This is a genomic window from Psychrobacillus sp. NPDC096623 (assembly GCF_044762655.1).
Taxonomy (GTDB): domain Bacteria; phylum Bacillota; class Bacilli; order Bacillales_A; family Planococcaceae; genus Psychrobacillus.
In genome coordinates, this window is sequence record NZ_JBIWER010000004.1 from 35,690 (window position 1) to 57,081 (window position 21,392).

Genomic DNA, 21,392 nt, shown 5'->3' on the forward strand with positions numbered 1-21,392 from the left:
TTGGATAGCCATGTTCGCAAGTCCGAATTGACTCGAAGGGTTAGGCGCTGGAGTTTATAATTTCCTATACAACAAAAAAAAGCCACCCTTTGAAAGGATAGCTTTTCTCATTATATTAAGCTTCGTCTGTTGCGATTTTGCTTAATGGTGTATTGTATAAATCTTTATCTAGTTCACCAGTGATTTTCGCAGTTGCGACACCAGCGGTCATAGATCCACTTACATTTACTGCTGTACGTCCCATATCGATTAACGGTTCAACCGATACTAGAAGCCCTGCTAATGCAACTGGTAAATTTAATGCGGAAAGAACAAGGATTGCAGCAAATGTTGCACCGCCTCCAACTCCAGCTACACCAAACGAACTAATTGCTACTACTGCAACCACAGTTAAGATGAACATTGGATCTAACGGATTGATACCTACTGATGGAGCTATCATAAATGCAAGCATCGCTGGGTAAATTCCTGCACACCCATTTTGCCCTATTGATAAACCGAATGAACCAGAGAAGTTTGCAACCCCTTCTGATACCCCCAATTTGGTTGTTTGTGCATTAATATTAATCGGTAATGCACCTGCACTTGAACGTGAAGTAAACGCAAAGATTAATGGCTCTGCTGCTTTTTTCACATACGTTATTGGGTTTAATCCGGAAAGTGAAATGATTAATAAATGAATTGCGAACATTACCGCCAATGCTACATATGAAGCAAGAACAAACTTGCCTAAATTGTATATGGCACCAAAATCAGATGTTGCAACGGTTCTTGCAATAATCGCTAAAATTCCGTATGGAGTTAAACGAAGTACTAGCGTTACTACTCGCATAATTAATTTATAAACTGCATCAATGCCTGTTTTAATAATTGCTGCCGTTTCTTTCTCTTTACGAGCTACTCCTAAATAAGCAAATCCTAAAAATGCCGCAAAGATAACTACACCAATAGTTGATGTTGGACGTGCTCCCGTGAAATCTAAAAATGGATTTGCAGGTATTAAGTCAAGTACTTGCTCTGGAAGTCCTTTATCTGCAACTTCTGCTGATCGACCTTCATAATATTCTGCACGTTCTGTTTCTGCATCCCCTTGAATGATTTGGTCTGCATTCAAATCGAATAGTGCCGCGGAACTAATACCAATAACTGCAGCAATAGCAGTTGTTCCGATTAAGAAACTTAAAATGATTGCTGCCATTTTACCGAAGTTTTTACCAATCGTGATTTTTGTAAATGCCCCTAAAATAGAGATAAATACTAAAGGCATAACAATCATTTGTAGTAATTTCACGTAACCAGTACCAATTAAGTTATACCAAGGTACTGTTTCTGCTAATACCTCCGAATCTACCCCGTAGGCAAGATTCAATACTAACCCTAGTACAATCCCTAATCCTAGAGCAGTAAATACACGCTTTGAAAAAGAAATATGTTTCTTCTGCATAAAGATTAGAACTCCAACTAACAGAAGTAAAGCTACAATGTTAAGAACAATAAATAATATATTCATATAAATACCTCCGTCTTTCTGACTCATCATATAATAATACTTTCATCCCTATTGGTCAAGTAGGAATTACTTTCTAACTAATAGAGGTCTTCCCTACTTTCTTTAAGTCAAATCAGCTATACTAGAAATAAATGAATCATTAGATTGGCTTCGGGGGTGAAAAATTTGATGGCAAGCTTTTATGGTATTATCGTTTCTGGCATTTTAATACTAAATATTTCTTTAGCGATTGCACTTATATTTTTAGAGCGTCGAGATGCATCGGCTACGTGGGCATGGATTTTAGTCCTTTTCTTCATCCCTATTATAGGATTCGGTATTTACTTATTATTTGGGAGAAAGCTACGCAAGAAAACCTTATTCCGTTGGGAAGGGAAAAACAAGATTGGTATTGATAAGCTCATTGAATTTCAAATGGAAGCTATTGAGGATGACTCTTTCGATTTTCGTTTAGATGATGCAATGCACTACAAAGAGTTAATAGTCATGCATCTTCATAATAACCAAGCAGTTTTAACTCAGGATAACAAAGTCGAAATTTTCACGGATGGACGAGAAAAATTTGATGCACTCCTGAAAGATATCGAGAATGCAAAGAATCATATCCACATTCAATACTATATCTTCCGTTTAGATTCCTTAGGTCAGCAAATTTATCAAGCAGTGTTAGCCAAAGCAAAACAAGGGGTAAAAGTAAGAATTTTATATGATGATACTGGATCACGCTCGTTAAGAAAGAGACATTTTAAAGAACTAATTGAACTAGGTGGCCGCGTAGAAGCATTTTTCCCTTCTATCCTTCCACTGATCAACCCACGTATGAATTACCGGAACCACCGGAAAATTGTCGTGATAGATGGACGAGTTGGCTATATCGGCGGTTTTAACGTTGGCGATGAGTACCTTGGGTTAAAGAAGAAATTTGGTTATTGGCGTGATACACATTTACGCATTGAAGGTAGCTCCGTGCATCCACTTCAAACTAGATTCATCCTCGATTGGAACCAAGCGTCCACTGAGCATGATATCGAGTACTCTGATATATTTTTCCCCGCTATTCCGATGAAGGGATCTGTTGGTTTACAAATAGTTTCTAGTGGACCTGATTCCGAATGGGAGCAGATAAAAAATGGATATCTTAAGTTAATTATGATGGCCAAAAAGTATATTTATATTCAATCACCATACTTCATACCAGATGCTAGCTTTATGGACACGCTACGAATTGCATGTCTTTCTGGTATTGATGTAAGAATCATGATTCCAAACAAGCCTGATCATATTTTTGTTTACTGGGCAACGTACTCCTATGTAGGTGATTTAATAAGAGCAGGGGCAAAGATATATATTTATGAAAATGGATTTTTGCATACAAAAATGATTGTCATTGATGACGAGGCTTCTACAGTAGGAACGGCGAATATTGATGTGAGAAGTTTTAAATTGAATTTTGAAGTAAATGCCTTTATATATGATCGCGAAACCTCTCATCAATTAGCGGAAACATTCGAAGAGGATATGAAGTTATCTACAGAGCTGACAGCAGATATTTATGAAAAAAGATCAAGAACGATTAAATTCAAGGAATCATTAGCACGCCTAATCTCACCGATACTTTAAGTTTCTAACGTTTTCGAAGAGCTTTGTAAGACTTGTTACTATATGATTACCAGTTAATATTAGGAGAGGCTGGTCGTGATTGACGTCACGACCGGCCTCTCCTTTTTGTAATCTTATGGCGTTTGTCCCACATTTACTTGTTTTATCCTTCATTACAGAATAATATCCTAATTCAACAAATAGTTTTATGATTAGATTAACTTTGACTACTCTTATTATCTAAGCAATAGGCTTTGCTATAACTTCTACTTAATTGATAGGAGTGTAAGGTGGCGACTCTAGTGCAGTGGGATGAGTGTGGCAGAGGTGATAGCCCCTCGCTCCCCCACAGAAAGCGTCCACCTGAAACGGAAATCAGTAGTATTATTTATTTATTCAAGTCATAAACCCAGTGTATACGGTACATTATTATAAACTTTTTCTTTCAAAAAGAGGTTTCCTGAAATGGAAACCTCTTTTTAACATTCTATTTATGGTCTCTTATAGATCCAAAAATTCTTCTAATGTTTCATTTGCTTCGTATACTTGCACACTTAGTTCTTTCCCAACGTATCGGAAGTGCCACGGCTCATACATATAGCCCGTAATTTTCTCTGATCCTTTAGGATAACGCATAATAAAACCGTACTTATAGGCATTGGCAGCCACCCATTTACCGGCTTCTGTTTCACCGAAGCTTTCCCTCGCAAAATGTTGTTCAAAATGCAGCTCCCCAATATCAAAGGCTAATCCCGTTTGATGCTCGGAATACCCAGGACGGGCACTATAACGATCTGCAGCTGCTTGGCCGTCATTGGATACATAGCGATCATAAAGCTTTGTTTGATAGTCAAATGATCGATATGTGCTGAAAGCAATAAGCTCATATCCAGACAAAGTAGCCTCTGCTGCCATTTCTTGAAAAGCTGCTCTTGCTTCTTCGCTTTCGCCAGGTGCATAATCTGCAGGAAGAGGATACTTTTTACTAGCAATTACTAGCCCTTCCACTACAGTTGGTTCCTGTGGCAATAATTCATTTCCAATATAGCCATTTGCTCCAGACATATCTACTTCTTCCACAACAGGCTGCTCCTCTATAGGAATTTCCTGGATTGGTTCTTCTGCGATCGGTTCCTCGATAATTGGTGCTTCTGTTTGATCTACTTCTGCAGATTGCTTAACCTCCGTCAAATTACGAAGTTTCTCTATACTTTTATCTATATTCCAATCATTCATCCCTACCCACACTACCATTGCTCCTATTAATAGTCCTGCTATAATTCCCGAAACAATATATGGCCATTTCTTCTTTTTTTGCTGTAAAAGATTATATCTTGATTGCATGTTTTTGGACTTCCTTCTTTCTTATTACGATATTTCTAGTTTACCATTTTTTCCATAACTATTCTCTTATTCAATTTGAACTTTACCAAAATAATTATAACCAGTGATACGGATAATAGAATCCTCCAAAATAAGTAAAACGCATCTACCCTTTATAGGTAAATGCGCTCTCTTTAAAAAAACATTAATAATAATACGACAAAAAATAACACTGCAAACAAAATGGACATGCCCTTCATCCATTTCGCTTCTCTGACGAACCCTTTTTCCTTGAAGCTTATTGCACGAAAGCCGTTACTTAGTGCAAAAATCGCTGTCATTAACAAAACAGCCATATTCATATTACCTTTTATAATAAATACCAAAGCTGAAACACTCACTACAGCAATTAACAAACCAAAAATCCAATTTTTATTCATATTTTTACACCTCCTAAGAAAAACACGACCTCTACACTTTGGAAGTCTGGACACTCCAGAAAAAAACGAAGCAACAAGCGCTTCGTTTTTGTTTTATACAGATTTCTCTGCTTTTTCTGGATGATTCGAGTAGAATTTACGCCCCAAGTATGTTTGGAATATCAGTAATAGTCCACCTACAGCCCAATAAACTGGCAATGCAGCCATAGAACTGAAGGAAATGAACATAATCATAATAGGCGAAATATAAATCATCATTTTCATTTGTTGCTTCTGTTGCTCAGGTACTGTCCATAACGAAACCTTTGCTTGTATGAAATAAACTGCTCCAGCAATCAGTGTCATGGCAATATCTGGAGTACCTAAGTTAAACCATAAAAATGGATGTGCTTTGATTTCAGCCGAATAAAGAATGGCAAAATACAATCCCATAACAATAGGCATCTGAATAATCATCGGGAGGCAACCCATGTTTAGTGGATTTACTCCATGCTTACGATACAATCCCATCATCTCTTGTTGTAGAGCCATTTGCTGTTCTTTATCTTTTGTTTCTTTTAATCTCTTTTGGATATCATCCATTTCTGGTTTAAGCTTATCCATTTTTTCTTTCATGCCTTGTTGATTTTTATAATTTTTAAGCATCAAGGGCATAAGAAGAAGTCGAATAAGTACGGTAATCGCGATAATCGCTAATCCGTAACTACCATTGAACATTTCTCCAAAGAAATGTATAAGAAATTCAAAAGGTCGAACAAAAATATTATAAAAAGTACCTTCTTTGTTTTCTACTCCAGAACATCCACTAAGCAATAATGCTGCAAATACAAGAATAGAAAATAAACTAATCTTCTTTTTCAAAACTATTCACCTTCACTCTTCAAACTAATAAGAAGTATACCTTACTATGAAGCTATTTATCAAATTTAACCCAAAATATTTAAACGGATTGTTGTTCATTAGGAAAATTATATTTAAAACTTGGATATTCTTGGTTATCTCGATATTGTTTCGGTGTTAGTCCTGTATACTTTTTGAATATGCGAGTAAAATAGCTTTGATTGCAAAAATGGAAGCTACTCGAAATATCGGATATCGCCTTATTCGTATTTCTTAAAAAATATTGGCACTCTTCCACTTTACGAACATTTAAGTATTCTACGAGAGTCACTCCTGTATGCTCTCTAAAGATACGAGAAAGATGACTAGTACTAATGTTAAAGTGCTTAGCAATATCCTCTACTGTTAGATTTGTTTCTATTTCATCATTAATATAAAGGATTACTTTGTTAACCGTTTGATGTCCGAATGATGGTTTCTTCCTTTCGGTAATGACCATCACAAAAAACTCTACCAGCTCATCTGCGCATAGTAAAAATTGTGCATCACTCATTTTTGTCTCAATTGTCTCAATACATGCGATATTAAAAGCTCTAATTTTATCAACTGGCACTTGACTTTCATTTAACTTTCTTCCCATTACGGCTGATAGTTGTATATAGTAGTACTTAACGTTTAGAATCATATTCTTACGTGTTCTTGCAATTATCAAATCAATCATGCTTCTTAAAATTTCTTTGGCTTCGTCTATTTCAAAAGAAAACATTTTTTGAAATAGCTGTTCTTCTAATTCTATAAAAGAGTCCAAACCCTCTACTTTAGTTGTCACAGCTATTTCTCTATTATACACTTTGGAAAAATTCTCTAAGAATCGCTTTTCTACAGTCTTCATATGTCCCTCTTTTTCCCTCTTAATAGGTCTAAATGTTTATCAACCTAATTAGGTATGTTGTATTAACTTAATCCATTATCCTGGAAATTTTCGTTTTTTACAACTGTTTTGTATCAACTTTTTTAGGAATAAGCATTTTTACATGTTGAGGAAGCACTTGTATTTCTAATGGGGTACAATCTCCCTCGTCCCCATCTACATTACAATATAATGGATCTTGTGATTCGATTAAAACTTTAGTAGATTCAATCAATTCAACCCCATCATCCTTTTCTAAGTTTCCAAATAATATTTTTGCACCCATTCGTGCTATGGCAGCTAGCCCGGCCTGTTTAATAATATAAATATGCAACTTCCCATCGTTGACTTCAGCGGAATTTACCATTTTCTCAAATCCACCCACTGAATTTGTTAATGCTACTAATATTAGAATAGGCGTACCCTTCCAAACACCCTGATCATGCGTGATGGTCATCTCTATTTCTTCACTAGAAATAACAGCTTTGGCCCCTTCTAACAGGTATGCAAGAGAGCCCATTTTTGTTTTTTGTTCAACCGTTGTCTCGGCTACACGACTTGCTATTTCACCTATAGCTACTATATTCATAAAATACTTATCGCCAATTTGTCCAATATCGACCATTTGTGTGCGGTTCATTTTCAACGCTTCAATGGCAAGCTCGGGTTCCAATGGAATTCCTAATGCACGTGCAAAATCATTTACAGTACCTAGTGGAATAAAAGAGAATAATGGTTGATTTGGCTGCTCTGCAAGACCATTTACAACTTCATTAATCGTCCCATCACCACCCATTGCAAGTAAAAAGTCTACTTTCTCTTCACAGGCCTGCCTAGCAAATATGGTGGCATCATTCTGTTTTTCCGTCTCCTTAATAATGACTTCATATCCCAATCCTTCTAATACATTAATAGTTATTTCTTTATACCGATCTGCGTTTGCTTTACCAGAAGAGGGATTGTAGATGAACATTGCTTTCACAGGAGTTCCTCCTAACATTTTTTGTTTGTTTCAAATTCCCTTTATCAATCTTTTTAAAACCTTAGTTTAGATTAAATGGTAAACTATGAGTAATGATTACGATAGAAATGAGGAGCAGCGTTGCACTTTTTTATATATATTATTATTTTCTTCTCGTTCTTTGATTTATTCTCCCAACTACCTATAATGAGCCCCTTTGCGGAATCGTTAGGGGCTACTCCCTTTATAACTGGTTTAGCCGTTGGGATGTATTCACTTTCCAACACATTTGGTAATGTTATCTCTGGAATCTTAACGGATAGAAAAGGACCCTTTTATATTTTAATCATCGGTTTGTTTACAACGAGTTTTTCATTATTCCTATATCAAGTTGTCAACGATCCAATAGAATTATTAGTTATACGGTTTTTACACGGCTTAGTTGCGGGACTGATCGTGCCTGCAGCATTTACCTATTCAGCCAATAAAACTTCAAAGGATAAACGCGGCAAAGGTGTAGCACTATCCGGTGCATTTGTTGGACTTGCGGCAATAGCCGGTCCAGCTACAAGTGGAATTCTGGCTAGTAAAAAAAGTGAGGTGTTTGTGTTAGGTCTAACTGGCTCCATAATGCTTGTATTAAGTATTCTAGCACTTGTTTTGTTAAGAAAAATTGCAATTGACAGAAAGGATAAGGAAGTTTCCTCTCCTCACTCCGTTCGCTCTATATTCCAGCGTAACGGAATTATTAAGTCATTTGCAGGTGCGTTTTTCTTAATGTTTTCACAAGGGGTATTAGCTTATATGCTGCCATTAAAGGTATTACACCTTGGTTTTGATTCTAAAACAAGTGGATTGCTGCTAAGTATGTTTGGTTTTGTAGCCATTTTGGTGTTTATACTGCCGATTAATCGAATATTTGACCGAGTGAAACCAGTTTACACATTTACTTTTGGGATGTGCCTTATGGGAATTAGTATGTTATTACTTGGACAAACCTATTCACTAAGCTTACTTTACGTCTGGATGGGGTTATATGGAATAGGATTTGCGTTTCTATTCCCCTCTATTAACACACTCTTAATCGATTCAAGCGAAGAGTCCTTCCGCGGAAAGGCTTATGGCTATTTTTATGCTTTCTTCTCTATCGGTGTAGTTGTAGGTTCCAGTATCACTGGATTTCTTGAACTAACTGCAACAGGCGGGTTTACGTTGACAGGAATCATTTTGTTGATGGTCTCTATCTTTGCACTTGTTTGGAGGGAACAATAACACAGGAATGTGTCTACTGACCCATTCCTGTGTTTAAATCATTATAAAGTTATTTGTTCATTAACATTCGGTTTTTTTTCTGTCTCTTTCGTGTCATTAGAAGATTTCTTAGACTTGTCCTGTACTTCCTCATTATAGTATTGGACACTTGTCATAGCCCCTTCATCCACCATTTTATTATCTTGAATATCGTGAGGATCCGGATGTCCCGCTGCGGTAAATTCAGATTTTTGATGCTTTTGTGAGTCTATATAAGCATTCAATTTAGATTTTGTGTTATTGAAAGCTACGATTGCTTTATCACGATTCTCTTTTTTACTAAAATACGCATAAGCCCCTGCTGCTAAGCCAGCTAATAAAAGTGAGTTGTTTTTTGCCATTATCATTACCTCCAAATTTTATATATAGTACACATACCCCATTATTAATAGGTTCACACCTTTTCAAGAAAAATCACCTTTCAACTGCTTTGGACAGTTTACTCTCACTATTATTATTGATCATCACATTTGTTTACCCATTTTATATTACATTTTGATTTCTAAATGATTTTAATTGTATATATTTGTAGATGATTACAGTTATTTTTGTTATGATTACAAAAAGAATTTAGAGGTGAGTTCAAATGATTAGGGCGACCACGTTAGATGACATTTCGATAATTCAACAGATCGCAAAGGTCAGTTGGAACGATACTTACAAAAATATAATACCTATTGACATACAAACACTTTTTTTAGAAAAGGCTTATTCCCCTATGATGCTTGTGAAAAGAATAGAAAAAACTATTTTCTTAGTCGCTGAGTATGAAGGGAAACCTATTGGTTTTGCCAACTTTACCTATGTTGACGAGGATGGAGACGCAGAACTTACGGCAATCTATGTTTTACCTGAATATAAACAACTTGGATATGGCAAACAACTCTTACTAGCCGGATTGAACGAAATGCCTGCAGGTCGCCAATTATTTGTTTACGTAGAAAGCAAAAATGATAATGCTCGTCTTTTTTATGAAAATTTCGGTTTCGAATGCTTAGAAGAATTTGATGAATATTTTGAAGGACATCCACTTTCTACCGCTAAGTATGTATACCTATTAAAAACACCGGTCATTTAATGACCGGTGTTTTTGTTTATTATAGTGATTTCTCTGTACTGTAGAATTCCTCTTGCTCCTGCGCAAAGCTCGTCGCAGGGACAGATTAATTTCTTTTATTTTTCATGTTCTTTGTTACTTAAAGCGTCTTCTCCGTCGTATAGTATTCCTCTTGTTCCTGTAGTTGAACTGGTGGTTTACGTACAAAGCACATAATTGCAGCAACGTATAATAGAATGGATGTTATAGAAATAATACCTGCAAATAATCCCGCCAAAATAAACATAATTCCTGCTAGTTTTGGGTTTTTATTTTTAGAAACAGATACGATACCAATAATATTCAGGATTAAGCTAATTACAAGAATAATGATAAACACCCAACCAAATACGTTGAATGCATCGATAACTACATCCTTATTATCATTTATCAATTGTAAATCTGCTTCCGTTACGTTGGGATCAGTGGCCATGACATTCTGGAATTCACTTATAAACGCTTCATCTTGCATTACGCTGCTTCCACTTACCACTAGGATCGTCACTAAAATAATACTAAGTAATGTCATAATTGCACTAATAACACCTAAAACTATTTCTCCTGTACGTGACATAGAATTCAGTCCTCTCTTTTAATATACTCTTTTTATTCTACGATAACTATATGAAAAAGTTTCGTATAATTTTAAAGTCCCCTCCATAAAATAGTTTAAAACCTGTTTAAAACTTTTTGAACGTGGGTAATATTAAACTATCAACAAAAATATGAGAGGATGAGTTTCATGGAGAAAAAATTAATTTTTAGTCAATCAGATTTCCTTTATACGTTGGCAGGTGCATCAGCATTAACAGGAATTTTAGTATTTTTTACGCAAATATAATACGTTCCACTTAAAAAGGCAATCCTTTTCTATATAGAAGCGGATTGCCTTTTTGTTGATTCAGCAATAAGTTTTTATGCTTTTAGATCATTATATTCATCATATTTGGAAAAGGCTGATACGACATACGAGCAAACCGGCTCCATTTTCAAATCCTTCTCTCTCGCATAAGAAGCGGCATTATCAAGTAATTTCTTAGCAATTCCTTGACCTCTCAATTTATCAGAAACATATGTGTGATCCATCACCATTACGTCTCCCAGTAATGTCCATGTAATTTCACCAAGTCGTTCCCCATCTTGAATATATTGATAGGCAAATACATCGTTTCCTAATTCTTTATATTGAAACTCCATCTTTCACCACTCCTTTTCTGAATTTTATCATATCTTCCGAATGATTGACAACGAAGGGTTCCCTCACTAGTTGAAGATAGAACGAATCGAATCGATTAAATCGTTAAAGAAGTTTTTGACACCAGCCCAAAATCCTTCATTGTCGACAATTTTACCGATTTTGTCTTCAATCGTTTTACTTAAGTCATTCAGTTGATCTGACCACTGGCTGAAGTCGATATCTAATTGACGAATACGGTCCATTAAATCGATTAGCAGCTGACGATCTTTTTCAGAAAGCTCAATATTTAAATTGGCTAATTGCTCAGAAACAATTTTCTCCACTTCTTCTCGTGAAACTGGATTTTGTTCGGCAATTTGCTTTTTAATTTCTGTTAGCAATTCACTTACCTTTGCTTCATCAATACCTGCATCTTTTGCTAGATTGGTAGCGATAGATAACTCGTCATTCGCTACATCTGTGCGTTCTGGATCTAGTGTTTCTCCTGTTACCTCATACGCTTTGTATATTCCTACAAGCGCAGAATGACCAGTTACAGGCTTTGGTGCAGCAATTTCCACAACTGCATCCTTAATCCCCGCTGTTAGCATGGCATTTGCATACATTTCAGAGGTTACTTCTGTAATATCATCTGGCGTCACAATGCTAATCACTAAACCCTTACCAGCATCTTTTCGTGTAATTTTAGCAGAGGAGAACATTCTTGCAGATGCATCTCCGTCCTGTAAATATGTCGCTAAGTCTTTTCCAGTTACTTCTATTTCCTGAACATCTGATTTATCCGTTATTTTTAAGCTTTTTTTAACGCTGGCTTTTTGTTCAGCTGTTAAGTTTCCACCATATACAACGATAGGTGCACCAAACTTTTCGTTTACGACTTCTTCCGTGGAGCCGTCTGAATCTGCTAATGAATAAGTCGGTCCAATGACCATACCTAGTAACAACATCGCTGTAATGAATGGTAATAATAATTTTTTCATACTCTTTTACCCCTTTCCATTTCATTCTCTCAATAATACGAAAATAGGAGTAAAAAGTTCCGATTAATCGTTTCTTTTCACTCCAAATAAATTACATTTTCAATTGAGTCCAACCATCTTCTTGGACAATTTTTTTATCTTTCATTAGCTTGCCTAGAGCGCGTTTGAACGCCGCTTTACTCATGCTAAACATTTCTTGAATTTCGTCCGGAGATGACTTGTCTGTAAAGGGCATTTTCCCTCCGACATCGTTTAAATAGCGGAATATAGATTCAGCATCGTCCCCTAAACGTTCATGTCTTCGTGGTAGTAGGGAACCATTCAATGATCCATCCTCTTTCACGTCGATTACTCGAACCGTTAAATCTTCTCCTAGCCTTGGTTCACTTAGTCGTTCTGACTCATGCACAAAAATACGGTAATTTTCTGGAACACTTAACAAAAACGTACCAACCGGAAGTAAACGGTACGCACGGGCTTGAAGATTCTGATTGAACAAAGTCGTTGGTGCGTCTATATATAGCTCTTCAACACGATCCTCCGTTGCTAAACGACCGAATAACTCCCCTTCTTTATCGGTACGGAGTGTCATATACAAATGGTCCCCAACAGCCGGCCATAATTCTTTTAGCTTCGGTAGGTCATCTTCTTTTACTTGAACTTCCTTGGACGTGCCAATATCGACAAAAACACCTTCTCTATCAGCAACTTTAATGACACGAGCCCAGCCATATGTGCCCTTTTGGATAGAAGGTAGCTGGGTTGTGGCAGATAAATTTCCACGTCTGTCCACAAACAAGAACGCTTGAATGGTGCCACCAACCTCTATGTCCTCTGGTGCTTCGGATGCATTTAACGGAATTTCCAGCCCATCGTATGTTAAAATCCACTTCGATCCCTGTTGTTCCTTCACTTGTAATTTTACTATTTCTCCTGATGCTGTTCCTATCAAAATTACCGCTCTCCTTCTGACCAAATATGGTTTTGAAACTTGCTATTCACAAGATGTACTACTTCCCTATAACCGATTCATCAGCGCCATAAACAATAGGTGTAAATGGATGTGTGCGATGAATATTCGCTTTTAAAACAAGCTAATTAACCTTCTCTAAGGTTGTATGTATATTGCATTGGTCTGGTCAAAAACTTCTATAGAGTTTACTCACTATCTTGGTCTTGAATTTCTAAAAGCTTTGCCCTTAAAGTGGGATTCTCATCTAAAAATAATACTAAATCAGCAATACGATCGATAGAGTTCCAGCTTAAGTGATGTTCAATCCCTTCTACATCATTGTAAATATTCTCTTCCTTTACACCAATGATCCGTAAGAAATCTTCCAAAAGATCATGTCTTTTCACTAATCGCTTACCGAGTTTCATCCCTTTTGCGGTAAGCGTAAGACCCCGATACTTTTCATATATTAGAAAGCCATCTTTATCTAGTTTTTGAACCATTTTTGTTACGGAAGATGGTAATACAGACAATGCTTCTGCAATATCAGACACACGAGCATACCCTTTCTGCTCAATTAACAAATAAATTTGTTCGATATGGTCTTCCATGCTTGGTGTTGGCATATATATCTTCCCCTCATCTCTGCTCTATATATTTTACTACAATGAAGATCCTATCACAATTTTAGTTACTATTTCGGATAATTTGATACATAGAAAAACCTTATCTATAAAGACAAGGTTTTAATTACGATGTGGGTATTTACCCACAACATAAATAGAGTGAATAATTCTTTTGTTAATCCATTCTAAGTTTTCTGCTGTATTTAAACGCTCGAAAACTGCGATTCTTCCTTTTTCGGTTGTAACATAATGAGCAGGTAACGTATTTAAACTTAACGCCATAATATCTCGTTCGCATTGTTCACATTTACAAAAGGTTTGGTATTCAGTTCCCCGCATCATCACTCTGACAAGGCTTTGAACTATTTCTTGCATCACATTCGTAAGCAATGGCAACACTCCTTTCAAGTATAAGTAAATGGGAACATGTTTAATAATATACCCAAAAGGGTAACTTTTTAATATCAACATACTTAGTAAATAAAAAAAGAGAGGTTGATATTAAATGGGTAGAATTTTATGGGGAATTATCGTCGTATTAATCGTACTTTGGTTACTTGGTTTAGTACTGAAGATTGGTGGAGGACTTATTCACGCTCTATTAGTTATTGCAGTAATTGTTTTCGTCATCCAATTAATTAGCGGAAAACGATCACTGTAAGGAAAGGTGTTGCCAATTTGGCAACACCTTTTTTATATACACTTTTTATCTATCGGTTTGTTATTGTCTAATTTTAGCGTAAATGCATGTATCTCTCAGCTTTTTCCCGTCCGCAGATAAGGAATCTTTGAGTAGCACGCCTTCCAATGTATATCCGACTCTTTCCGCAACAGATCGACTTCGAACATTTTCACTATCACAGCGTATTTCAACTCGATTAGCATGTAGTTCCTCAAATGCAAATTGGGTAATTCGCTCACAGGCTTCCGTCATTAAACCTTTTCCTTCAAACTTACTATCAATCCAATAGCCAATTTCAAATTTACGAACTTCCCAGTCAATTCGATGTAAACCGGAAGCACCTACAAATTCACCCGTGTCTCTTAAATACAGCTGAAGTCGTAAATCCTTCCTAGTTATAAAATCTGCAACCGCTTGGCGTATGTTCGTAGTAATCTGCTCTAATGACTGCTTTTTTTGCGCCCACGGCATCCATTCTTTTAGCGCAGCATCTGAATTGCTTACCGCTTTCCAAATTTCCTCAGCGTCCTCCACTTTAGGTGCACGTATCAACAAACGCTCTGTGTAAAATTCCTCAGGAAAAGATAGCTCTTCTTTAACTGGGAAAGGTTTATGAAAATCTTCATCCCATTTTACTGGGGTGGCAGTCCCTTTTAAGAAATCCTCTCTCGTCAGCCCATATGTTACGGCATCATAGTAGGAGTCTTCTTTAGGTGAAAACCAAGCTTGTCGTAGCTGTGCTTCCTTTACAAATCCAGCTCGCTCAAACGTTTTTCTCATCGCAAAATTATCCTGTCTTGTATGACCTTCTAAACGATTCTTCGCTTCTGGCAGTTGAAATACATACTCTGCAACGAGCTTTAATGCTTTTGGTCCATAGCCGTTGCCCCTTGCATGATCAGCAATTCGTAAGTCAAATAGGGGAATCTCATCTTGTAAATCATAAATTTTAACGAACCCAACTTTTTCATTTGCTTCATTTTCAATCCAAAATGTTTTGACTTCGTCCGATTGATATCCACCCTCTTCAATCGTTTTTTCTATTAGCTCCCTTGCCGGGTGTGAGTTTCCATGATACGGCCAACTATTTGTCGTCATGAAGTGGATTAGCTGCTCTTGTTCTTCCATTGTCCATTCCGTAAGCTTCATTTTCCCGCCTCCGTACGTGCTATTTATTTATCTTTATAAGTCGCAATGAATTTAATACTACTAATAATGTAGCCCCCATATCTGCAAAGATGGCAATCCATAAAGTTAACCACCCTGGAATAATGAGAAGCAGTGCAATTATTTTTAATCCTAATGCAAACATAATATTTTCTTTAATAATATGCAATGCTTTTCGACTTAATCGGATTGTATAAGGCAATTTTTCTAGGTCATCGCCCATTAAAGCTACGTCTGCTGTTTCCAGTGCCGCATCGGTTCCTGCCCCTCCCATTGCAATACCAACAGTAGCTGCTGCAAGCGCTGGAGAATCATTGACACCATCTCCAACCATTGCAACCGTTCCGTACTTTTCTTTTAAGATCTTTATAGCAGAAAGTTTTTGTTCGGGCATTAGCCCCGCTTCAACATCCGTCATTCCAAGCTTCTCTGCGATTGCGCTTGCGGTACGTTTGTCATCTCCCGTTAGCATGACTGTATGCTGAATTCCTGCTTTTCTCAGTTTTTCTAGTACGTTTTTACTTGTTGGACGTATTGGATCTGCTACAGCAATATACCCTTGATATACACCATCTGCTGACGCAAGCATGACTGTATTTCCTTCTGTTTGGAGTTGTTCAATTTTAGTAAGTACTTCCAGTGAAACAGTGCTTATAGAGGAAATCCAACTAACGCTTCCGACTGCCCATTTCGCTCCATCCACTACTCCCTCTGCTCCTTTTCCAGTGACAGATTGGAATTGCTCTATTTCTTCACGTTGAATATGTTCTTTTGCACCATATTTAACAATGGCTTGCGCTAGCGGATGCTGAGAATAAGTTTCGATAGACATTACTTTTTGAAGAAACTCATTCGGAGTAATAGCATCAACATCTGTAACCTCAGGATACCCTTTTGTTAGTGTACCTGTTTTGTCAAATGCGATTGCTTGAAGTCGACCAATTTCCTCTAAGTGGAGGCCACCTTTAATCAACACCCCCTGTTTCGCTGCATTTCCAATCGCTGTCACAATAGCTACTGGAGTGGATACTACTAATGCACATGGGCAGCCTACTACTAAAACCGCAAGTCCTTGGTAAATCCAAGTTTGCCAATCTGCTCCGAATAATGGAGGCAAAATCGCTACTAAAATCGCAATAATAATAATGGCAGGTGTATAATACTTCGCAAACTTATCTACAAACTTTTGAGATGGGGCTTTTTCTGCTTGTGCTTCTTCCACAAGATGGATTATTTTCGCTATTGTAGTGTCTTCCACTCGCTTCGTTACTTTAACTTCGAGTGACCCTTCCTCGTTTAACGTACCTGCAAAAACTTCATCATCAATTGACTTCATAACTGGCACTGACTCACCGGTAATGGGTGCTTGATTGACTGCAGAGATACCTTTTAATACAACTCCATCCATAGCAATTTTTTGTCCCGGTTTTACAATCAGTACATCATTTATTTGTATAAAATCTGTATCGACCTCTACTAGCTTCCCATTTTTACGTATGGTTGCTGTCGGAGGTGCAATATCCATTAGCTGACTGATTGACTGACGAGCTTTATTCATCGAGAAAGCCTCTAGTGCCTCACTGATTGCAAATAAGAAAACTACTACAGCACCCTCGCGCCATTCCCCAATAATCGCTGCTCCAATAATTGCAATTGTCATAAGCGTTTTCATATCAAAACTAAAACGAGATAAATTGACAAATCCAGCTCTAAATAAGTCAAAGCCTCCTACAGCTATAGAGATGATGAATAATGCTACGGCAAGTGGGTGTGATTCCTCATAAGTAAAGGATGCGATAATCCCTATTACTAAAAAGACAAAGGAAGTAACTGTTAAGACATTTTCTTTTCGTTTGAAAAAAGGAACCGTTTCTTGTTGACGCTGTTTGACAGTTGTCACTTTTATGCCATCGAATGCTCCAGCTTTTTCGATGTCCTCTACTGTTGCTTTTCCAATGACGGATACCTTAGATGCACCAAAATTAACCGTTGCGTCCTCTACCTGAGGAAGATTTTTAATATTATTTTCGAATTTCATGGCACAGCTGGCACATGAAAGATTTTCTAATCGATATTCTTGCTTAACTGCTTTCTCCATCCTTTTCACCCTCTTCTAGCGCATGTTCGTATGCGAGCTTTACTAACGCATTTACATGATGGTCTGCTAACGAATAATATACTAACTTTCCCTTACGTCGTGATTTGGCCAGAGATAAATCACGTAAAAATCGTAAATGATGGGATGCCGTCGCTGTAGATGAACCTATAATTCCTCCAACATCACAAACGCAAAGCTCTTCCTCTATTGTTAATGCATAAGCTATTTTTAGTCTTGTTTCATCTGCTAGGGCTTTGAAAATTTGAGCAGCCGTCGCTAGTTCTGGCATTTGCTTCTTTACGGAAAGTACTACATCCTCATGTATCTTCGTTACTTCACACATATCCTTCGCTTGCATATTTCCACCTCATTCAAATGATCGTTTGATTGTTATTTTCATTATATGTTCTGAATATTTAAAACGCAACTTATTCAAATGGGCGTTTGAATGTTTTCCTTGTTTACTCACATTACTTTAGCTAATACTCGCTCTCACTTGTAAAATACTCTCGTTCATTTTGCGATACTTGTGCACATAGCTTTTTTACTCGCTATTGAAGTTTATTTACTTGCGAAAAGGATTATTTTCCCATTTAAAAAGTAGCCGATAATAAGTCTTAAAAATTCTACGCACAACATAAGTTTTTCAGGGCTTTCTATTAAGTCTCCCCTACGTTGTTTTCCGTTAGAGGAGACGTTTTTCGGAGGCACGACTCGAACCGGTAGTCTCTAACTTATGCTGTTCTCCCAGGAGACTAGCTATAAATTCACAAAATAAAAAAACGTGAAATCTAGTGACCGATTTCACGTTTTTAAATTTAAGGCTCTGTTAAAGGAAAAGATTGATTAATCGTTAATTAATATGAAGAATGGGTTTAACTATATAAGATGGGCACTGGGTATTTATGTTAAAAAGATTGTGAAAGTGTTTACTTAAACTAACGCGGCAGTTTAGTTTAATAAGAGAAGGAGAGTTTTTATGTCGCATTTGACACAAAATACTATTCTTCAACTAATGGATTCTTTAGTAAAACACGGCATCACAATACAATGAGCCGGGAAATACATCCCAGCTCATTTTTTATCAGCATTTTAAATAAACCTTTATTATAGCCAAATTTAAAGACCAGATGTCCCAGCCTCTTCTTTTTTATTTTGCTTTCAGTATCAATTCATAACCTTCTTCAATATCACCATCTATTACTGTCGTGTGATAATTTCCTTCTGCCCAATCCTCTACTTGACTATGATACCATTTTGATTTCATATGTCCGCTTTGTCCGGGTCCCACGATATGAAAAGCCTCGTTTAAATTAGCTAAATCTGCAACAAATCTCCAGGATGCCCCGTGATCCACTTTTCCATCTTCTCCAAATCCGGCTGCTTGAACCGTAATATTGGATCCTCCGATTGGCACTGGTTTTGGATTTAGCAGATAAGCTAAAATGGGAGAAGCCCCGCCAAGCGGATGATCAAATGTTAGCTGGTGATAATCTCCCCATTTCCATTTCTTTTCGTTCGAACCAAACTCCTCTGTTATTTCATAAGTTGCCTGTACGAATGAATCATAGACCCATTTGTCTATACCACCATATGATTCTAGCCAAGCACTTTGTTCCCTATTGTAGCCTTTTCTAAGTAATTGATCGGAGATATTACCTTTACCAGGTAGCATCGCATATACATCCTTCGGCATTTCTTTCTGTAGCAAAGTCTGAGGGAGCTCCTTCATCCATTTATGAAATACGAGAGGAGCTGCTTGGTTTTTATCATCGATCTGGTCCCACTGCTTTAACAAAGTGAGGATTTCTTTATACTCGTTCTCTGAGTCTAGGTTTTCGACCGATTCAAGCATTTGTGTTAAAAACTCTTTCGCATACAAATTCGTTTGATCCATTTGCAAGTTCATCATATCTTCTTTTGTTAATTCTGTTTTACTCTCAAGCACTTCCGCAATTCTTTCATATCGATACGATTGGGCCCAGAAATCCGTAATATGATATGGATAGGAATCATCCACTACTTCATTGTTTGCAGTTGCAATAAAGCCTTCTTTTGGATTCACAACAATGGGAAGCTCATTAAAAGGGACATAGCCTTCCCAACCATAGTCGGCAGAGTCTCCGGGCACAGGCAATTGACCATCGCCTCTCTTCCTCAATGGTAATCTACCGTTTGCTTTGTACGCAATCGTTCCATCTTTGGCAGCAAACACAAAATTTTGTGCAGGTGCATGAAAGTCCTCCAATGCGGTTTCAAACTCTTCCCAGCTAGACGACTTATTCATCTTCAATATGGCCTGTAATTCAAGAGTCGGCTCCAGCGCCGTCCATTGCATGGAAAACAAGGCTGATGCTTTCTCATCCTTGAACAAGACGTCCGAAATAATAGGGCCATGTCTCGTCACTACTACTTCAAAAGGTACATCATCTTGTTCTTTTACTTTAATAGATGAATGACGAACTTCCGCCTGCTCCCATTTACCTTCATAAAGGAATTGTGTACGGTCATCCGGATTAGGCGTTTCAATATATAGATCCTGTACATCTGGTCCTACATTTGTTACACCCCAAGCAACCTCTTCGTTATGACCAAGAATGATACCGGGAATGCCAGCAAATATAACCCCACTCACATTTTGCTCGGGTGACTCTAAGTGCATTTGATACCAAATGGATGGTGTGCTTAATCCTAAATGTGGGTCATCTGCTAGCAAAGGAAGCCCACTAGCTGTCTTTGCTCCACTCACTACCCAGTTATTACTACCGTTAAATTCATTCGGTAAAACCGACGCGTCAAAGTAACCAGCAATATTTACTGGCTTATTAATATTAGCCTCTATAATCGATTTAGAATTTTCAGGATACGTTATAAAAAGCTCCTTCGCCTTTCCTTCCTCTAATTCGTTTAATGCCCAATGTCTAATCGCAAGTGATGACCAGTTTCCACCTAAGTCATACGCCATATACTTTCCGATTGCTAAGGAGTCGGTTGGAGTCCACTCGTCTGGCTCGTAGCCTAATAACTTAAATTCATAACTTAGCTTGTTTTCTTCTTTTGCATATTCAATAAAATCATTAACCCCTTCTGCATACCACTTTAATACTTGTTTTGCTTCATCGCTATATCCAGCATAGGATTTATCGGCAGCTGCACGTAAACTAAAAGTTAGGAAAAACTTATCCGTATCGACTGCCGCTTCTCCTACCACTTCAGCTAAACGTCCACTCGCCTGCCTTCTAGCCAAATCCATTTGAAAAAGTCTATCCTGAGCTTGCACAAAACCCTGTGCTCGGTAAAGGTCCGCATCGGATTGTGCTGTAATATGTGGAACCCCAACAGCATCACGTACCACTTTTACGTCAGAGTCTAATACGTCCATTGCCAGATCCCCATCAATAATTGGTTTCGTGCTAGACAAATACATGTTCAATCCCACAACAACGATAACTATCAGAATCCCAATTACCCCTGAAATCCAGGCAGTTATTTTCCACACTTTTCTCATATCCCTTGCCCCCTTTGTTCCTTTACGGTATTCGACATTATTAGAAATTCACCTTCCGACTAACAAGTGAAATTGGACGATAATGAATTTCCATCCCTATAAATGGTTTCACGAGATGTTGGAAGGTATATATTAGGCAAAAACAACGAATTGAACCAAATGCCTAAGTATCATGCTCGTATACCATTAAT

General features: G+C 37.4%; 21 protein-coding genes. 4 read left to right on the forward strand and 17 right to left on the reverse strand.

The annotated features are described in order from the left end of the window. Window positions 1–115: 115 nt before the first annotated feature. Window positions 116–1,510: an L-cystine transporter gene (locus ACIQX2_RS12280; RefSeq protein ID WP_402850635.1), complete on the reverse strand. Its 1,395-nt coding sequence runs from the start codon at window positions 1,508–1,510 to the stop codon at window positions 116–118. A gap of 168 nt (window positions 1,511–1,678) precedes the next feature. Between ACIQX2_RS12280 and cls the strand changes: the two genes are divergently transcribed. Further along, the gene (gene cls / locus ACIQX2_RS12285; RefSeq protein ID WP_402850637.1) at window positions 1,679–3,130 is read left to right on the forward strand and encodes a cardiolipin synthase; all 1,452 of its coding nucleotides are present in this window, start codon (window positions 1,679–1,681) and stop codon (window positions 3,128–3,130) included. Window positions 3,131–3,610: 480 nt separating this feature from the next. Here cls and ACIQX2_RS12290 read toward each other — a convergent pair whose 3' ends face one another. The 5 genes from ACIQX2_RS12290 to ACIQX2_RS12310 form a co-directional block, all read right to left on the reverse strand. Next, the gene (locus tag ACIQX2_RS12290) at window positions 3,611–4,453 is read right to left on the reverse strand and encodes a M15 family metallopeptidase (protein ID WP_402850640.1); all 843 of its coding nucleotides are present in this window, start codon (window positions 4,451–4,453) and stop codon (window positions 3,611–3,613) included. 173 nt (window positions 4,454–4,626) lie between these two features. After that, entirely contained in the window at window positions 4,627–4,872 is a 246-nt protein-coding gene (locus tag ACIQX2_RS12295; RefSeq protein ID WP_402850643.1) for a hypothetical protein, read from the reverse strand. Between the two features lie 93 nt (window positions 4,873–4,965). Continuing rightward, entirely contained in the window at window positions 4,966–5,733 is a 768-nt protein-coding gene (yidC, locus tag ACIQX2_RS12300) for a membrane protein insertase YidC (protein WP_093061807.1), read from the reverse strand. 79 nt (window positions 5,734–5,812) lie between these two features. Further along, window positions 5,813–6,604 (reverse strand): AraC family transcriptional regulator, encoded by a 792-nt coding sequence (locus tag ACIQX2_RS12305; RefSeq protein WP_402850646.1) that lies wholly within the window; start codon window positions 6,602–6,604, stop codon window positions 5,813–5,815. A 97-nt stretch (window positions 6,605–6,701) separates the two neighbouring features. Beyond that, entirely contained in the window at window positions 6,702–7,595 is an 894-nt protein-coding gene (locus ACIQX2_RS12310; RefSeq protein WP_402851316.1) for a diacylglycerol/lipid kinase family protein, read from the reverse strand. A 129-nt stretch (window positions 7,596–7,724) separates the two neighbouring features. On the opposite strand from ACIQX2_RS12310, the gene ACIQX2_RS12315 reads away from it, so the two are divergent. After that, window positions 7,725–8,855 carry an MFS transporter gene (locus tag ACIQX2_RS12315; RefSeq protein ID WP_402850649.1) on the forward strand — a complete coding sequence of 377 codons (1,131 nt, stop codon included), beginning with the start codon at window positions 7,725–7,727 and terminating at the stop codon, window positions 8,853–8,855. A gap of 41 nt (window positions 8,856–8,896) precedes the next feature. On the opposite strand, the gene ACIQX2_RS12320 is transcribed toward ACIQX2_RS12315, so the two are convergent. Then, the gene (locus tag ACIQX2_RS12320; protein ID WP_402850652.1) at window positions 8,897–9,235 is read right to left on the reverse strand and encodes a hypothetical protein; all 339 of its coding nucleotides are present in this window, start codon (window positions 9,233–9,235) and stop codon (window positions 8,897–8,899) included. 245 nt (window positions 9,236–9,480) lie between these two features. Between ACIQX2_RS12320 and ACIQX2_RS12325 the strand changes: the two genes are divergently transcribed. After that, the gene (locus ACIQX2_RS12325) at window positions 9,481–9,972 is read left to right on the forward strand and encodes a GNAT family N-acetyltransferase (protein WP_402850655.1); all 492 of its coding nucleotides are present in this window, start codon (window positions 9,481–9,483) and stop codon (window positions 9,970–9,972) included. 118 nt (window positions 9,973–10,090) lie between these two features. Here the strand turns inward: ACIQX2_RS12325 and ACIQX2_RS12330 are convergent, their stop codons facing one another. From ACIQX2_RS12330 to ACIQX2_RS12355, 6 genes are all read right to left on the reverse strand, one after another. Continuing rightward, entirely contained in the window at window positions 10,091–10,564 is a 474-nt protein-coding gene (locus ACIQX2_RS12330) for a DUF4064 domain-containing protein (RefSeq protein WP_402850657.1), read from the reverse strand. A 341-nt stretch (window positions 10,565–10,905) separates the two neighbouring features. Continuing rightward, window positions 10,906–11,187 carry a GNAT family N-acetyltransferase gene (locus tag ACIQX2_RS12335; protein WP_402850660.1) on the reverse strand — a complete coding sequence of 94 codons (282 nt, stop codon included), beginning with the start codon at window positions 11,185–11,187 and terminating at the stop codon, window positions 10,906–10,908. A 66-nt stretch (window positions 11,188–11,253) separates the two neighbouring features. Continuing rightward, complete coding sequence (locus ACIQX2_RS12340) at window positions 11,254–12,168, reverse strand: DUF1002 domain-containing protein (protein WP_402850663.1); 915 nt, start codon at window positions 12,166–12,168, stop codon at window positions 11,254–11,256. Window positions 12,169–12,259: 91 nt separating this feature from the next. Further along, window positions 12,260–13,120 (reverse strand): CvfB family protein, encoded by an 861-nt coding sequence (locus ACIQX2_RS12345; protein ID WP_402850666.1) that lies wholly within the window; start codon window positions 13,118–13,120, stop codon window positions 12,260–12,262. A 206-nt stretch (window positions 13,121–13,326) separates the two neighbouring features. Further along, window positions 13,327–13,746, reverse strand: a complete 420-nt coding sequence (gene mntR, locus ACIQX2_RS12350) for a transcriptional regulator MntR (RefSeq protein WP_402850668.1) — start codon at window positions 13,744–13,746, stop codon at window positions 13,327–13,329. Between the two features lie 120 nt (window positions 13,747–13,866). Continuing rightward, the gene (locus tag ACIQX2_RS12355) at window positions 13,867–14,145 is read right to left on the reverse strand and encodes a late competence development ComFB family protein (RefSeq protein WP_371326713.1); all 279 of its coding nucleotides are present in this window, start codon (window positions 14,143–14,145) and stop codon (window positions 13,867–13,869) included. 106 nt (window positions 14,146–14,251) lie between these two features. Between ACIQX2_RS12355 and ACIQX2_RS12360 the strand changes: the two genes are divergently transcribed. Then, window positions 14,252–14,407, forward strand: a complete 156-nt coding sequence (locus tag ACIQX2_RS12360) for a lmo0937 family membrane protein (protein WP_402850672.1) — start codon at window positions 14,252–14,254, stop codon at window positions 14,405–14,407. Between the two features lie 60 nt (window positions 14,408–14,467). Here ACIQX2_RS12360 and ACIQX2_RS12365 read toward each other — a convergent pair whose 3' ends face one another. The 4 genes from ACIQX2_RS12365 to ACIQX2_RS12380 all read right to left on the reverse strand — a co-directional run bounded on the left by ACIQX2_RS12365 (window position 14,468) and on the right by ACIQX2_RS12380 (window position 21,201). After that, window positions 14,468–15,577 (reverse strand): GNAT family N-acetyltransferase, encoded by a 1,110-nt coding sequence (locus ACIQX2_RS12365; RefSeq protein WP_402850675.1) that lies wholly within the window; start codon window positions 15,575–15,577, stop codon window positions 14,468–14,470. Between the two features lie 19 nt (window positions 15,578–15,596). Next, window positions 15,597–17,693: a heavy metal translocating P-type ATPase gene (locus ACIQX2_RS12370; RefSeq protein WP_402850677.1), complete on the reverse strand. Its 2,097-nt coding sequence runs from the start codon at window positions 17,691–17,693 to the stop codon at window positions 15,597–15,599. Continuing rightward, on the reverse strand, window positions 17,677–18,051 hold the full coding sequence (locus tag ACIQX2_RS12375) for an ArsR/SmtB family transcription factor (RefSeq protein WP_402850679.1): 375 nt from the start codon (window positions 18,049–18,051) through the stop codon (window positions 17,677–17,679). Before ACIQX2_RS12375 ends, ACIQX2_RS12370 begins: the two co-directional genes overlap by 17 nt. 792 nt (window positions 18,052–18,843) lie before the next feature. Then, window positions 18,844–21,201: a penicillin acylase family protein gene (locus ACIQX2_RS12380; protein ID WP_402850682.1), complete on the reverse strand. Its 2,358-nt coding sequence runs from the start codon at window positions 21,199–21,201 to the stop codon at window positions 18,844–18,846. Window positions 21,202–21,392 lie beyond the last annotated feature (191 nt).

Excerpts from the sequence above, each read along its gene's own strand:
- ACIQX2_RS12295 (WP_402850643.1), bottom strand. The coding sequence starts at position 4,872 with ATGAATAAAAATTGGATTTTTGGTTTGTTAATTGCTGTAGTGAGTGTT.
- ACIQX2_RS12380 (WP_402850682.1), bottom strand. The coding sequence starts at position 21,201 with ATGAGAAAAGTGTGGAAAATAACTGCCTGGATTTCAGGGGTAATTGGG.
- ACIQX2_RS12330 (WP_402850657.1), bottom strand. The coding sequence starts at position 10,564 with ATGTCACGTACAGGAGAAATAGTTTTAGGTGTTATTAGTGCAATTATG.
- ACIQX2_RS12320 (WP_402850652.1), bottom strand. The coding sequence starts at position 9,235 with ATGGCAAAAAACAACTCACTTTTATTAGCTGGCTTAGCAGCAGGGGCT.
- ACIQX2_RS12340 (WP_402850663.1), bottom strand. The coding sequence starts at position 12,168 with ATGAAAAAATTATTATTACCATTCATTACAGCGATGTTGTTACTAGGT.
- ACIQX2_RS12360 (WP_402850672.1), top strand. The coding sequence starts at position 14,252 with ATGGGTAGAATTTTATGGGGAATTATCGTCGTATTAATCGTACTTTGG.
- ACIQX2_RS12290 (WP_402850640.1), bottom strand. The coding sequence starts at position 4,453 with ATGCAATCAAGATATAATCTTTTACAGCAAAAAAAGAAGAAATGGCCA.
- ACIQX2_RS12370 (WP_402850677.1), bottom strand. The coding sequence starts at position 17,693 with ATGGAGAAAGCAGTTAAGCAAGAATATCGATTAGAAAATCTTTCATGT.
- ACIQX2_RS12375 (WP_402850679.1), bottom strand. The coding sequence starts at position 18,051 with ATGCAAGCGAAGGATATGTGTGAAGTAACGAAGATACATGAGGATGTA.
- ACIQX2_RS12305 (WP_402850646.1), bottom strand. The coding sequence starts at position 6,604 with ATGAAGACTGTAGAAAAGCGATTCTTAGAGAATTTTTCCAAAGTGTAT.
- mntR (WP_402850668.1), bottom strand. The coding sequence starts at position 13,746 with ATGCCAACACCAAGCATGGAAGACCATATCGAACAAATTTATTTGTTA.
- cls (WP_402850637.1), top strand. The coding sequence starts at position 1,679 with ATGGCAAGCTTTTATGGTATTATCGTTTCTGGCATTTTAATACTAAAT.
- ACIQX2_RS12365 (WP_402850675.1), bottom strand. The coding sequence starts at position 15,577 with ATGAAGCTTACGGAATGGACAATGGAAGAACAAGAGCAGCTAATCCAC.
- ACIQX2_RS12310 (WP_402851316.1), bottom strand. The coding sequence starts at position 7,595 with ATGTTCATCTACAATCCCTCTTCTGGTAAAGCAAACGCAGATCGGTAT.
- ACIQX2_RS12325 (WP_402850655.1), top strand. The coding sequence starts at position 9,481 with ATGATTAGGGCGACCACGTTAGATGACATTTCGATAATTCAACAGATC.
- ACIQX2_RS12280 (WP_402850635.1), bottom strand. The coding sequence starts at position 1,510 with ATGAATATATTATTTATTGTTCTTAACATTGTAGCTTTACTTCTGTTA.
- ACIQX2_RS12335 (WP_402850660.1), bottom strand. The coding sequence starts at position 11,187 with ATGGAGTTTCAATATAAAGAATTAGGAAACGATGTATTTGCCTATCAA.